The sequence below is a fragment of the Arthrobacter sp. TE12232 genome (assembly GCF_054062615.1).
The window spans coordinates 2208304-2221285 of sequence record NZ_JBSSFK010000001.1 but is presented as its reverse complement, the minus strand read 5'-3'; the positions used below and the strand labels follow the sequence as shown (position 1 = coordinate 2221285).

Annotated in this window: 13 protein-coding genes and 1 tRNA gene; 9 read left to right on the top strand and 5 right to left on the bottom strand. The window is 67.8% G+C overall.

Annotated elements, in window-relative coordinates; all coding sequences use genetic code 11:
- Positions 1-34: 34 nt before the first annotated feature.
- Positions 35-1162, bottom strand: coding sequence for an FUSC family protein (locus ACVWZ7_RS09815; RefSeq protein WP_456507711.1), 1128 nt, complete (start codon positions 1160-1162; stop codon positions 35-37).
- 339 nt (positions 1163-1501) lie between these two features.
- On the opposite strand from ACVWZ7_RS09815, the gene pstS reads away from it, so the two are divergent.
- From pstS to pstB, 4 genes are all read left to right on the top strand, one after another.
- Positions 1502-2623 carry a phosphate ABC transporter substrate-binding protein PstS gene (pstS, locus tag ACVWZ7_RS09810; RefSeq protein ID WP_456507710.1) on the top strand — a complete coding sequence of 374 codons (1122 nt, stop codon included), beginning with the start codon at positions 1502-1504 and terminating at the stop codon, positions 2621-2623.
- Between the two features lie 189 nt (positions 2624-2812).
- A complete protein-coding gene (gene pstC, locus ACVWZ7_RS09805; RefSeq protein WP_091250109.1) occupies positions 2813-3745 on the top strand; it encodes a phosphate ABC transporter permease subunit PstC in 933 nt (310 codons plus the stop codon).
- Positions 3746-4855 carry a phosphate ABC transporter permease PstA gene (gene pstA, locus ACVWZ7_RS09800; protein ID WP_116765471.1) on the top strand — a complete coding sequence of 370 codons (1110 nt, stop codon included), beginning with the start codon at positions 3746-3748 and terminating at the stop codon, positions 4853-4855. It begins immediately after the preceding gene.
- A gap of 48 nt (positions 4856-4903) precedes the next feature.
- On the top strand, positions 4904-5683 hold the full coding sequence (gene pstB / locus ACVWZ7_RS09795; RefSeq protein ID WP_091250115.1) for a phosphate ABC transporter ATP-binding protein PstB: 780 nt from the start codon (positions 4904-4906) through the stop codon (positions 5681-5683).
- Between the two features lie 80 nt (positions 5684-5763).
- Here the strand turns inward: pstB and ACVWZ7_RS09790 are convergent, their stop codons facing one another.
- The 3 genes from ACVWZ7_RS09790 to ACVWZ7_RS09780 all read right to left on the bottom strand — a co-directional run bounded on the left by ACVWZ7_RS09790 (position 5764) and on the right by ACVWZ7_RS09780 (position 8488).
- A complete protein-coding gene (locus ACVWZ7_RS09790; RefSeq protein WP_456509092.1) occupies positions 5764-6777 on the bottom strand; it encodes an anion permease in 1014 nt (337 codons plus the stop codon).
- A gap of 4 nt (positions 6778-6781) precedes the next feature.
- Entirely contained in the window at positions 6782-7399 is a 618-nt protein-coding gene (locus tag ACVWZ7_RS09785) for a DUF47 domain-containing protein (RefSeq protein WP_116765472.1), read from the bottom strand.
- 435 nt (positions 7400-7834) lie between these two features.
- Positions 7835-8488: a hypothetical protein gene (locus ACVWZ7_RS09780; protein WP_456507709.1), complete on the bottom strand. Its 654-nt coding sequence runs from the start codon at positions 8486-8488 to the stop codon at positions 7835-7837.
- A 193-nt stretch (positions 8489-8681) separates the two neighbouring features.
- Here ACVWZ7_RS09780 and ACVWZ7_RS09775 point away from each other — a divergent pair.
- From ACVWZ7_RS09775 to ACVWZ7_RS09760, 4 genes are all read left to right on the top strand, one after another.
- A tRNA-Lys gene (locus tag ACVWZ7_RS09775) sits at positions 8682-8754 on the top strand.
- Between the two features lie 177 nt (positions 8755-8931).
- On the top strand, positions 8932-9435 hold the full coding sequence (locus ACVWZ7_RS09770; RefSeq protein ID WP_456507708.1) for a MarR family winged helix-turn-helix transcriptional regulator: 504 nt from the start codon (positions 8932-8934) through the stop codon (positions 9433-9435).
- Between the two features lie 95 nt (positions 9436-9530).
- Positions 9531-9863 (top strand): hypothetical protein, encoded by a 333-nt coding sequence (locus ACVWZ7_RS09765; RefSeq protein ID WP_456507707.1) that lies wholly within the window; start codon positions 9531-9533, stop codon positions 9861-9863.
- Entirely contained in the window at positions 9860-10819 is a 960-nt protein-coding gene (locus ACVWZ7_RS09760) for a serine/threonine-protein kinase (RefSeq protein WP_237563264.1), read from the top strand. Before ACVWZ7_RS09765 ends, ACVWZ7_RS09760 begins: the two co-directional genes overlap by 4 nt.
- On the opposite strand, the gene ACVWZ7_RS09755 is transcribed toward ACVWZ7_RS09760, so the two are convergent.
- Positions 10803-11882 (bottom strand): lactonase family protein, encoded by a 1080-nt coding sequence (locus tag ACVWZ7_RS09755; RefSeq protein ID WP_456507706.1) that lies wholly within the window; start codon positions 11880-11882, stop codon positions 10803-10805. The two genes, ACVWZ7_RS09760 and ACVWZ7_RS09755, sit on opposite strands and share 17 nt — an antisense overlap.
- 253 nt (positions 11883-12135) lie before the next feature.
- On the opposite strand from ACVWZ7_RS09755, the gene ACVWZ7_RS09750 reads away from it, so the two are divergent.
- A complete protein-coding gene (locus tag ACVWZ7_RS09750) occupies positions 12136-12966 on the top strand; it encodes a putative protein N(5)-glutamine methyltransferase (protein WP_456507705.1) in 831 nt (276 codons plus the stop codon).
- The last annotated feature ends 16 nt before the right edge of the window (positions 12967-12982 follow it).

Here is a 12982-nt window from a genome sequence, read left to right as displayed (position 1 = left end):
CAACGAACGGCGCGGCCGGGGTGAGGGGCCGTACTTAGAGCGGGGGAAGGATGTCCCGGGCTTCCCCGGAATCCACGCCGGCGGCTTCGAGCAGGTCCACCATGAGCGGCCGGAACAGCATGACCACCGTTTCGCCCTCGAGCCGGTGAACGTCCAGGATCCGGGGATGCAGGCGCCCGGCGATCTGCCGCAGCTCGGAGCGGGCCGTGCGCAGGTGGGCGCGGCGGGTGCCGTCGTGCACCTCGGCCAGGCCCAGCGACAGTTCGTCGACGGCGGCGGCCGTCTCCTGCAGGATCTCGGCGATGTTCTGGGTGGCCTCGTCCGAGAGCGCCGCATGGTTGATGGCGCTGGTTAGCCGGCGGGCAAAGACCCGGCTGTTGCGAAGCGCGAGATCTATATAGTCGAGCGACTGATCCATCTGGTCCAGCTCGTCCCGGTGCCGCCGGTAGGCGGGTGCCAGGGTGGCCACCTCGCCGGAAGCGCGCAGCGACTGCCGCATGGCGTCGATGAGGGGCTGGCAGTTCCGCCCGCGGATGAGCGCATGCCAGGCCTGGGTGGCGTCGCTGTAGCTCAGCGCCGAGGCGCATTCCCGCAGCACCTCGGCGAGCTCGTGCAGGAGCTTCTTGACGTCATTGCGGGGTTCACGCCGGGGGTCCTTGGGCACGAGGATGGTCACGAGCAGCGCGAACACTCCGCCCACCACGGCATCGATGCTCCGGGTGAACGGGCCCCCGGCCGGCGCGGGCAGGAGCACCACGAGCACTGACTGCAGACCCAGCTGGGTGGTGAAGATGGTCCCGCTGTCCAGAAACCGGGCCAGCAGGATGGAAAACAGGAGAACGACGGCGGCCTGCCAGATCCCGGAGCCCAGCCAGTGCAGCAGCAAGTCCCCGACCACGATCCCGAGGGTGCAGCCCAGGCCCACCTCGATGACGCGGCGAAGCCTGGGGTCGCGGGAGAAACCGAGGGCAATCAGGGATGAGGTGGCAGCGAACAACGGCCCGCTATGCCCCAGGACGTATTCGGCGAACGCGTAGGCGCCCACGGCGCACGCGGTCATCTGGATGGCCGGCATGAGGGAGTTCCGGCTCCGGACAAAGCCGGTGCGGACCCGGCCGCGCAGGAATCGTGCGCTTGCGGAGAGTCCAGTCGCGGAGGCCATGCCCTCCAGTCTATTTGCTGCCCCGCGCCGGCCGTTCACGGCCGTGTCACGGGCCGGGACGGCACAATGCACGGGCGCAACGGGCAGGCGCGGCAGTGCGGCACGCGGGTCTGTCCCAAGGGTTCTTTGTGGGGCTTCACCGATACGACTGTGACGCACAGAACACAATGGTGACCCGGCAGATGTAAACCAATAGTCCGGCGTCGTTAACCAGCCGTTCACCTTGGACCGCAATTCTCTTCATCTGGGCGACCTACCTTCGGTAAAGGTACAAACCGTACGCATCCTTGCGGGCCTTCTCCGGCCCGGCACGCAAAGCCCTGGAAGGGGTACATCTAAGTGAAGGCACTCCGCTTCGGCCGCAACGCGGCTATCGCTGTTATCGCCGTTGGCGCACTCGCGCTGACCGCTTGCGGTTCGGACAACGCAACGAACGCGGCTTCATCCGCCGCGCCGACCGCCTCGGGTCCCGCTGTCACCGGCACCCTGACCGGCGTCGGCTCCACCGCCCAGGGCGCGGCCATGGATGTCTGGAAGACCAACTTCGCCTCCGCGAACCCGGGTGCCACCGTGCAGTACTCCCCGGACGGTTCCGGCGCCGGACGCAAGGCGATCCTCGACGGCTCGGCCCAGTTCGCCGGCTCCGATGCTTACCTCAAAGACGACGAGCTCGCCAGCTCCAAGGCCAAGTGCGGCCCCGACGGAGCTCTCGACATCCCGGTCTACATTTCCCCGATCGCCGTGGCGTTCAACGTGCCGGGCATTACGGACCTGAAGCTCGACGCCACCACCATTGCCAAGATCTTCCGCGGCCAGGTGGCCAACTGGAACGACCCCGCCATCGCGGCCCTGAACCCGGGCGTCCAGCTGCCGGACCTCAAGGTCACCCCGGTGAACCGCTCGGATGACTCCGGCACCACCACGAACTTCACCGACTACCTGGCCGCCGTCGCCCCCGAGGTCTGGACCGACAAGGCCGCCGGCGTCTGGCCTGCGAGCCTGAAGGGCGAGAACGCCAAGGGCACCTCCGGCGTCGTCAAGACCGTCACCGACACCCCGGGCGCCGTGACCTACGCCGATGACTCCGCAGTCAGCGGCAAGCTCGGCACCGCGCAGGTGAAGGTCGGCGACTCCTTCACCAAGATCTCCGCCGACGCCGCGTCCAAGGCAGTTGACCAGGGCAAGCCGGTCGAGGGCCGCAACGCCAACGACCTCGCCATCAAGCTGGACCGCACCACCACGGTTGCGGGCGCCTACCCGATCGTCCTGGTGTCCTACCACATCGTCTGCACCACCTATGACACGAAGGCCACCGCCGACCTCGTCAAGGCCTTTGTGAACTACGCAGCGTCCGACGCCGGCCAGAAGGCCGCCGCCGATTCCGCCAAGTCGGCACCGCTCTCCGCGGCACTCCAGGGCAAGGTCAAGACGGCCCTCGAGGCAGTCAAGGGCAAGGCCTAGGGAAACGTTGCGCTCAAAGGCATAGTGGAGACACCAGCCTGACGAAGGTTCCCTGTTCCGAAACGGCCGCCACCGGCGGCCGCGACGGGGCAGGGAACCGACGCATTTGTTCGAAGAACCAGGATTTGCCGGACCCCGGCGCAGACGCGTCCCCAGCCCGGATTCCCACCCAAACCGAAGGACCATGAAGTGACCACCACCTCCCTGACCAAGTCCCGGGGCGCAGGCCACACCGGTGACAAAGTCTTTTCCGCCGCCACCTTGGCGGCAGGGTGTCTGATCCTCGCCGTGCTCTTCGGCGTGGCACTGTTCCTGGTCGTCCAGGCGATCCCGGCCCTCGTGGCTCCGGCCGACCAGATTCAGGGCGGCGAAGGATTCTTCACCTATATCTGGCCGCTCGTCATTGGCACCCTCATCGCCGCCGTGATCGCCCTGGTGATTGCCACCCCGCTCGCCATCGGTGTGGCGCTCTTCATCTCGCACTTCGCCCCGCGCAACCTCGCCTCCGGCCTCGGCTATGTGGTCGACCTGCTCGCCGCCATCCCCTCCGTGGTCTATGGCGCCTGGGGTGTTGCGTTCCTCGCCAAGGAAATCTCCCCGTCCTACGACTGGCTGGCCAAGAACATGGGCTGGCTGCCGATCTTCCAGGGCCCGGCCTCGGCCACCGGCAAGACCATCCTCACCGCTGGAATCGTCCTCGCCGTCATGGTCCTGCCGATCATCACCTCCCTGACCCGCGAGATCTTCCTGCAGACCCCCAAGCTGCATGAAGAGGCCGCGCTGGCACTAGGCGCCACCCGCTGGGAGATGATCCGGATGACCGTGCTGCCCTTCGGCCGGCCCGGAATCATCAGCGCCGTGATGCTGGGACTGGGCCGGGCACTAGGAGAGACGATGGCCGTCGCGCTGGTCCTTTCCTCCGGCGCCCTCACCGCCAGCCTGATCCAGACCGGAAACCAGACCATCGCCGCCGAAATCGCCCTGAACTTCCCCGAGGCCAGCGGGCTCAAGGTCAACACGCTGATCGCCGCCGGCCTGGTGCTGTTCGTCATCACCCTCGGCGTGAATGTGATCGCCCGCGGCATCATCAGCCGGCACAAAGAATTCTCGGGAGCCAACTAAATGACCTCCACCCTGACCCCGGTCCGGAAGCGCTCGGCCCTCACCAAAGGCCAGCTGCCCAAGACCGCACCGTATATCGTCCTGGCCGTTGCCTTAATCCTCGGCGCCGCTATCCTGGCCCTGATCGGATTCAACGCCTTCGGCTGGGGACTCGTCTCCGCCATCCTCTTCGCCGCCGGCCTGGTGGGCTGGAGCCTCGTTGTGGAAGGCTCGCGCAAGGCCAAGGACAAGCTGGCGACCTGCCTCGTCGTGGGTTCCTTCCTGATTGCCCTGCTGCCCCTGGTCTCGGTGATCTGGACCGTGCTGGTGAACGGGCTCCCCGGGCTCCTGGATCCCGGCTTCCTCACCACCTCCATGAACGGCGTTACCGGCGCCTTCGACAACAAGACCGTGGAACAAGGCGCCCCGTTGCTGGGCGGCATCTACCACGCGATCGTGGGCACTTTGCTGATCACGGTGCTCGCGACCCTCATCTCGGTCCCTGTGGGACTGCTGACCGCGATTTATCTCGTGGAATACGGGCAGGACCGCGCTCTGGCCCGTGCCATCACCTTCTTCGTGGACGTCATGACCGGCATCCCCTCGATTGTGGCCGGCCTGTTCGCCGCGGCCGCCTTCTTCGCCGTGGTCGGCCCGGGCACCAAGACCGGTGCCGTCGCCGCCGTCGCACTCTCCGTGCTGATGATCCCCGTGGTGGTCCGCTCCAGCGAGGAAATGCTGAAGATTGTCCCCAACGAGCTCCGCGAGGCAGCCTATGCCCTTGGCGTCCGCAAATGGCGGACCATCCTCAAGGTGGTCCTTCCGACGGCGATCTCCGGCATCGCATCCGGCATCACCCTCGCGATCGCCCGCGTAATTGGCGAAACCGCGCCGATCCTGGTCACCGCCGGTTTCGCAACCACCATCAACACCAACGTGTTCAGCGGCTGGATGGCCTCGCTGCCCACCTTCATCTACACCCAGATCCTGAACCCCACTTCACCGTCCAACCCGGACCCGTCCTCCGAGCGGGCCTGGGGCGCGGCCTTGGTGCTCATCATCCTGGTGATGCTGCTCAATCTGGGCGCCCGCCTGGTTGCAAGCCTCTTCGCCCCAAAGACCGGCCGCTAGGCCAGCGCCGCGCCCGCCGTCAATACCTCCAGCAAGTGAAGGAACACCATGTCTAAGCGCATCGACGTCAAGGACCTGAACGTCTACTACGGCAAATTCCTGGCCGTCGAAGACGTCAACATCAACATCGACGCCAAGTCGGTCACGGCCTTCATCGGCCCCTCGGGCTGCGGCAAGTCCACCTTCCTGCGCACCCTGAACCGCATGCACGAGGTCATTCCCGGTGCGCGGGTTGAAGGTGAGGTGCTGCTGGACGGCGACAACCTTTACGGCCCCGGCGTTGACCCGGTCACGGTCCGCTCCCAGATCGGCATGGTGTTCCAGCGCCCCAACCCGTTCCCCACCATGTCCATCCGGGACAATGTGCTGGCCGGCGTGAAGCTGAACAACAAGAAGATCTCCAAGGGCGAGGCTGATGTCCTGGTGGAGCGTTCCCTGCAGGGCGCGAATCTGTGGAACGAGGTCAAGGACCGCCTGTCCAAGCCGGGCTCGGGCCTGTCCGGCGGCCAGCAGCAGCGCCTGTGCATTGCCCGTGCCATCGCCGTGGAGCCCCAGGTGATCCTCATGGACGAGCCCTGCTCGGCCCTGGACCCGATCTCGACGCTCGCCATTGAGGACCTCATCAACGAGCTCAAGGACCAGTACACGGTGGTGATCGTGACGCACAACATGCAGCAGGCGGCCCGCGTGTCCGACAAGACGGCTTTCTTCAACATTGCCGGTACCGGCAAGCCGGGCAAGCTGATCGAGTTCGGCGACACCCCGACCATCTTCAGCAACCCCACCGAGAAGGCCACCGAGGACTACGTCTCCGGCCGCTTCGGATAGACCAACCCGCTCGTCGATTGCTCCGCAGGTGCCGTTTTTTTGAGCCCTCAAAAGGGCACCTGCGGAGCAATCGAGGAGTCCTACAGCCCTGCCAGCGGCGAGAGCGCCAGCTGAAGGACGAACGCGGCGGCGGCGGTGGCAACCGGGGTCAGGGCCCATAGCGCCAGGATGCGGATCACCAGCTTGCGGTTGGTGCCCGGGAAGCTCTGGTTGGCGCCGGCGCCAAGGGCTGCCGACGTCACGGTGTGCGTTGTGGAGACGGGCCAATGCAACCCGATCGCGCCCACGAGCAGCATCACCGAGCTGTACATCTGCGAGACAAATCCGCGCAGGGGGTCGATCCGGGTCAGCCGGTAGCCGATCGTGTACGAAATCCGCCAGCCCCCGGCCAGCGTTCCGGCCGACAGCAGGACGGCGGTCAGCACGGCCACCCACGCCGGCACGGAACCGCCGTCGGAGAGCCCGGCCGCTACCAGCGCGAGGATCACCACAGCGCTGGTGCGCTGGCCGTCCTGCAGCCCGTGGCCGAAGGCAACGGCGCCCGCGGCGATGGCCTGTGCGCGCCGCGACCGGGAGTTGACCACGCTGGGCGGCGTGTAACGGGCGGCCCAGCTGGCGGGCCAGACCAGCAGGTACGCCCCGATATAGGCGATCACCGGTGAGAGCAGCAGAGGGAGCGCCACCTGGTACACGAGGGAAGCGTCAACACCGGTGACGGGATGACCGCCGACGGCGACGCTCGCGACCCCTGCTCCGGCGAGACCGCCGACCAGGGCGTGCGTGGAGGAAGTCGGAATCCCGCGCCACCACATGTAGATGCCCCACAGGATGGCGCTGAGCAGCCCGGCCAGCAGGATCGTGAGGCCGTTCGTGCCTGGCGGAAGCGACACCCACGCCTGGCTGACAGCCAGCGCCAGGGCGGCGCTCAGTCCGGCGCCGATGAAGTTGAACAGGGCGGCCAGCAGGACCGCCACGGTGGGGGTCAGCGCCCGTGTCCGCACGGCCAGGGCCACCGACGAGGACGCGTCCCTGAAGCCGTTGAGGAACGCGAACGCACCGGCGCAGATCAGCACCAGGGCAAAGAAGAAGATCATCACGTCAGGATTCCTTGACGATGATGCTGCCTACTTGGGTGGCGATCCGGCGCATGTCCTTCGTGACTTCCACGAGCTGGTTCGCGATGTCGCGGTTGCGCGCGTACTGCGTCGACTTCATCTCGCGGAGCATGTCCGCAACCCAGACCCTGTGCGTGCGTTCTGCACGTTTGGCCAGGCGCAGGATCTCGATCCAGTAGTCCTCAAGGTCGTCCAGGTTGTTCAGCTTCCGCATGGCGTCGACGGTGAGCTCGGCCTGCCGGCTGATGATTTCCAGCTGGTCCGCAGCGCGTTTGGGCAGCCGTTCCAGCTTGTAGAGGGAGACGAGCTCGGCGGCGGCATCGAGTTTCTCGATCGCTTCGTTGAGATACCGGGACAGCGCGTACATGTCCTCGCGGGGCAGCGGGTTCACGAAACTGGTCCGCATGTGGGTCAGGAGCGCAAAGTGCAGCTCCGCCGATTTAGCTTCATGGTTGTGCATGTCCTCCACCAGCCGGGCATGCTCACTGGCCGGGACGCCGAGGATCTCCGACAGGGTTCCGGTTGCCAGCACGATCTGGCGCGCCATTTGGGAGAGCAGGTTCAGCCCGGCGGATTCCTGCGGGAACAGGCGCAGCTTCACGTGGTGTCACCGGTCTTCCGGGGAGAGGTTCGCGGGTGGACTCGGCCGGCCGTGTGACTTGACGGAGACCAGCGCATACGCATTACTTTACCGTCCGCCCCCGGCCCGGACCGTCCGGACGCGGCGTATGTCTGCGCAGGCAACGCCGCAGTTTGAACCGCAGGCAAAACAGCCGTCAAAGCCGTAGGGAAAGTCACCGTCAAAAGGGCATAAAAATGGTGCCGAACCGGATACGCCTCTCGGCGGTAGGCCGCTCTAGGCGGCTAAATGTTGAAGCCCGGGGGTTTCGCGGTTCGGCACCGCTTTTAGTTTTCTACGTAGGTTCAATCAAGTCAACATTGACAGCCTGCCCCCGCCGTGCGTGCCCGTCGCGGCGCCGGAACTCTGTCCGCAGGCGCATCGCAGGCATCCCAGCCAGACCCGGCTGGCCGTCGTCTAGTCCAGTTCGCCGAGCCGCCACGCGTTGGCGGCGTGTTCGAGGTCCTCCGCCGTCTTGACCAGGAGGTGGGAGTTGCGGGTGAGCTTGCTGGCATGGTTCTCGTTGCTGTGCTCGGCGCCGTCGGCCAGGGTTACCTGGCCCAGAGCCACAACGCGGCAGAACGCGGCAGAGCGTTCCAGAGCGACGTCGAAGTCGCCGTCGAAGGCTCCGGAGAGGATGGCGTCCGCCATGGATTTCATCTCGTCCGCTCCCGGCGGCTCGGCAGCGCCGGCCACCACATGGGACACCTGGGCCGTGTCCTTTCCCGCCTTGAAGTACACGGAAATCCGCTCCGGATCCTGGATCGTGGCGGCCCGCAGGGCATACAGGCGCCACAGGGCACCGGGGAGTGAGCGTGCGGGGCTCTCGGCCCACATTTCGGCGATCGCTTCCAGGCCCTGCTCGTCGGCGAGCTTCACGAGCCGCTTGGTGACCCTGGGGTCATCGCTGTCGCGGCCGCGGCGCACGAGCGCCTGGGCGGCCAGATGGGCCGCCTCCGAAACGCGGGCGGGATCAGCCCCGCCGGCGAACGGTTCAAAATCGATCGGCGCGAAAGGTTTCGGCTTGTGGTGCCGCGGGCCGGGGGCGCTGGATCCTGCTTGCTCGCTCATGCCACCACGCTACTCCAGTGCCGCCGGGTAATCGAGGATCGGCCGGCGGTCCCCCCGGTGACGGCCGACGCCGGTCCCGCCACGGTGAAAAGCCGGCCCGGGTCTGGGGTACAGTATTAATCGTCCAGAAATGGACTGGGCTGAAACGCGCCGCAGCTACGGATTTGTCCGCTGGCTTGGGCGCTTTTGGCTGGGGCCTTTAGCTCAGTTGGTAGAGCATCGGACTTTTAATCCGTGGGTCGTGGGTTCGATCCCCACAGGGCCCACTCTTTCTCGTGAAGAGTGGAAAATCCCCGGTTTCCTGGCAACAGGACGCCGGGGATTTTTGCGTGCGCGGCCCCGGACGCGCCCGCCAGGGCAGGAAGGGCTTGGGGGCCCGGCACTTCAACGAGGCATCCTGGATTGTACGGCAGGCTAGTTACCAGTTCCGCTAGGATTGCCGGATGGACTCCCACGGCACGCCGGCCTCCGGATATTGGTATGGCCCCGATGACAGGCTGGATCCCCCCGCGGCCATCCTGCAGGCCCTCCGCGACTACAGGGCCTCGGAGGTGGCGACCCGGCGGTCCACCCGCGATTCGATGGGCATGGGCGAGACCGACCTCCTGGCCCTGCGCTACCTGCTGCGGGCCAAGTCCACCGGCGAGCGGGCCGGCCCCAAGGATCTCAGCCGCGCCCTGGGGATCACCACCGCGTCCACCACCTCGCTGATCGACCGGCTGGTTGCCAGTGGACATGTCCGGCGCGAGCCGCACCCCACCGACCGGCGCTCGCTCGTGATTGTGCCGACGGTCGCGACAGACTCCGAGGTCCGCGCCACCCTTGGGCAGATGCACCGCCGGATGATGGAAGTTGCCGAGTCCATGAGCGCTGAAGAGGCCCGGGTTGTCATCACGTTCCTACGGCGGATGAGCTCGGCCATTAGTGAAGAGCGGCACCAGCCCTAGCCCCCTGGCGAAAACTAGTACGCCAAACTAGTTAGCCGGACTAGTTATATGTATGCTTACTACTTGTTCCTCACCATCGAATGAGAGTAGGCGTCGTGACTGAATCCGCAACTCCCAACGGGGGAGCCGGCGACGGTTCCCTGTCCGCCGGGCACGTGGGCCTGGCCGACGCGGATATGGCGCTGCCCGAGATGAGGTTGGCGCACACTGTTCGGCCCTGGGCGGCGGACAGCCAGGCCCCCCGGCACTGCGGAACACCCATGGAATGGCGGTCCCCGGAACCGGGTGCGATGGCCTCCTACTCGTTCGAGCCCGCCGGCCACTCCGCGGCCCTGCCCGCCCTGTGGCGCTGCCGCTGTGGCTTCCAGCTCGACGGCGTCGACCAGCGTGGCGCGTCGCTTGCCGCGGCCTACTGGCACAGCCGGTGACCGCTCCGGCGGCGGCCCGCCCGGTACTCGCGGGCAGCGTCCTTCCGGCACGCCGGCCCACGGGCGAGCCGGGATCCTTCCTGATCCACGAACTCCTGGGCAGGGGAGCCACCGCCACCGTCTTCCGCGGAACTGATCTCGCGAACCAGCGCCCCGTGGCCGTCAAGGTGGCCGAGGGACCCGACGGCCGGCACGCGCGCAGGATCCATGAAGAAGCCCGCATCCTGTCCGGGCTGGATCATCCGGCCGTGGTCGCGTTCGCAGGTGAGGGCCGCGTTCCGGACGGAAGCCCGTGGGCCGGCCGCCCCTTCCTGGTGGAGGAATTCGCCTTTGGCGGCAATCTGGCGGAACGGATCCACGCAGGCCCGGGGGACCCCGGGGAAGTCGCCGGCTGGGCCGCGGCGGCCCTGTCCGGGCTCGGCCACGTGCATGCGCTCGGACTCGTCCACCAGGACATCAAGCCCGCCAACATTCTGCTGAGTTCCCTGCGCAGGTCCCCGGTGCGGATTGCGGACTTCGGCATTGCGGCCCCCGCGGGGACCGTGCTCGAGCCGGGAATGTCGTCCGGCACCGTGCACTACATGAGCCCGCAGCAGGCCAACGGGGGCCCGGCTGATCCGGCGACGGACGTCTATGCCCTGGGCCTGGTTCTCCTGGAGTGCCTGACGGCGGCCAGGGCATTTCCCGGGACGCATGTGGAGTCGCTGGTGGCGCGCACCTTGAGGGGGCCCGCAATTCCGCAGGGACTGGGACCGCGCTGGGTGTCGCTCCTGGCGGCCATGACGGCCATGGAGGCCGCTGACCGGCCCTCGGCCGAAGAGGCTTCCGCCGCGGCCGCCGCCATGGTGCAGCGGCCTGTACCGCCGCTGCGGGACTACGCCGCCGGGCTGTTCGCCGGCGGGTGGAGGGCGGCTCCTCCCGCTTCCAGACGCCGGCCGCTCACTCCCGTGGCGTGAGCCGGGCCCGGGCCGGCACCAGCGCGGTGGGTGACGCCACTCGCAGCCGGCCCGAGGGGGAGCCCGGCAGCCCGGTTTCCGGGTCCAAGGGGTAGGTCACGACGTCGCCGGACCGTTCGTGGGCCACGTGCAGCCATCCGTCGCGGACCAGGTGATGGCGGGGCCAGTCCCCGCCGCTGGGCACATCGGCCACCGGCCGCAGCGCCGCGCCTCCGGCCTCAACCACCAGCGCACTGATCCGGTTCGAGCCGCGCACGCCCACGTAGGCGTGCCCGGCGTCGGGCGCCAGCGCGATCTCGGCCGCGGAATCTCCCGGCAGCGCCCCGCCGGCCGTGGCCGGTCCAACGAAGCCGAGCCGGAAGTCCCCCGAGCCCGGCGACATTGCCGCCACGGCCACCTCAATTGAATACTCGGTCACCACAAAGACATGCCCGCCCGGGTGCTGAACCAGGTGCCTGGGACCGCTGCCCTGAGGCAGGACCACCTCGTGGTCCAGAACCAGCCCGGGCACCGGCCCGGGGCGGACGTTCCAGATCCGCAGAAGGTCGTGACCGAGGTCCGTGGTCATCACCCGGCCGTCCGCAAGCATGAGCGCGGCATGGGCACGGCTGGGCCGCTGGGCGCCCCCGGAAGCATCTCGATAGGGATCTCGGGACCCCGCGGCGGCGGCCCGGTCCATGATCCCGCCGTCGGCGTCGAGCTCGTAGTACAGCACCTGGCCGTCGCCCCAGCAGCAGACCACCAGGAATCGGCCGGAGGGCTCGACGGCGACATGGCAGGCCGCGTCGCCGGCCGGCCACGCCGGGCCGGCCGGCTCCAGGCCAAACGCGCCGGCCCTGCGGTAGGCCCTGACCGTCCGAGCGTGCTCGGCAACGGCGTAGACCACAGGAAGTAAGGGGTGGGCAGCCAGGAAGGACGGAGAGTCAGCCGCCGCCGCAACACCCAGCCAGCGCAGGGTGCCGTCCTCCGCCGCGGCCACTGCGCCGATCCCCGTGCCGCTGCCGCCGGAGTCTGCCGTGTAAGAGCCGGTCCAGATGAGGTCGTGTGCCGGGAAGGAGTCCATGGTGACATCCTGCCAGCCCGGACCGGGAAGCCGCGGTCAACCGCCGTCACAAACCCCGGACTCAATGCCGCCGGATTAATCACCGCGCGACGGTCTGTCCTTGGGTAGCATGGGGGAGTTCGAGCAACTGCAGCAAAAGGAGGTGGGTCCCGTTTACACAAGTCCAGACAGGGTGCCCTCCTGGCGCTGCCGGCCTGCCGGCCGCGGCTAGCTCACGGTGAGGGCGTCTGAGATCAGACCGAAGGGCGCTCCCATGCCAGTAATCCGCCACCATTCCCCGCACGGCACCCTCACAGCCAGGCTCCGGGCCGCCGGCTGTGTTTTCGCCGAGGACGAAGCCCGACTGCTCCTCGACGCAGCTCCGACGCCTGAAGCACTCGAAGCGATGGCACGCCGGAGGATAGCCGGCCTGCCGCTGGAACACATTCTTGGCTGGGCCGAATTCTGCGGACGCCGCATCGCCGTCGGCCCCGGGGTGTTCGTCCCGCGGCGCCGGACGGAATTCCTCGTCCGGGAGGCTGCCGCGCTCTTGACCGAGTGGCGCTTGGAACCGCTCGGGGTCGCCCGCCCGGCACCCGTTGTGATCGATCTCTGCTGCGGTTCCGGCGCCGTCGGGGCCGCGCTTTCGGCGCTCGGCGGCCCACTCGAACTCCACAGCGCCGACATCGACCCCGCAGCCGTGGCGTGTGCACGCACCAACGTCGGGCCGCTGGGCGGGGAGGTCTACGAGGGTGATCTCTATGCTCCGCTCCCGGCAGGACTCCGTGGCCGCGTCCGGGTGTTGGCGGTCAACGCCCCCTACGTGCCATCAGCGGAGATCGAAACCATGCCCCAGGAAGCGCGCCTGCATGAACCGCGGACCTGCCTGGACGGCGGTGCCGACGGGCTTCACGTGCAGCGCAGGGTGGCCGCCGGGGCGCTGCAATGGCTCGCGCCTGGCGGCCACGTGCTCATCGAGACCAGCCGCCGGCAGGCCGCGCAGACGGCGGGGATCTTTCGCCGCCACGGACTGACGGCCCGGGTGCTGGTCTCTGAGGAGCTCGGCGCTATCGTGGTGGCCGGTACCCTGGCGCCTCCCGGTTGAGGGCGGTGCCCTCAAC

Excerpts from the sequence above, each read along its gene's own strand:
- ACVWZ7_RS09750 (WP_456507705.1), top strand. The coding sequence starts at position 12,136 with ATGCCAGTAATCCGCCACCATTCCCCGCACGGCACCCTCACAGCCAGG.
- ACVWZ7_RS09770 (WP_456507708.1), top strand. The coding sequence starts at position 8,932 with ATGGACTCCCACGGCACGCCGGCCTCCGGATATTGGTATGGCCCCGAT.
- ACVWZ7_RS09790 (WP_456509092.1), bottom strand. The coding sequence starts at position 6,777 with ATGATCTTCTTCTTTGCCCTGGTGCTGATCTGCGCCGGTGCGTTCGCG.
- ACVWZ7_RS09755 (WP_456507706.1), bottom strand. The coding sequence starts at position 11,882 with ATGGACTCCTTCCCGGCACACGACCTCATCTGGACCGGCTCTTACACG.
- pstB (WP_091250115.1), top strand. The coding sequence starts at position 4,904 with ATGTCTAAGCGCATCGACGTCAAGGACCTGAACGTCTACTACGGCAAA.
- ACVWZ7_RS09815 (WP_456507711.1), bottom strand. The coding sequence starts at position 1,162 with ATGGCCTCCGCGACTGGACTCTCCGCAAGCGCACGATTCCTGCGCGGC.
- ACVWZ7_RS09780 (WP_456507709.1), bottom strand. The coding sequence starts at position 8,488 with ATGAGCGAGCAAGCAGGATCCAGCGCCCCCGGCCCGCGGCACCACAAG.
- pstA (WP_116765471.1), top strand. The coding sequence starts at position 3,746 with ATGACCTCCACCCTGACCCCGGTCCGGAAGCGCTCGGCCCTCACCAAA.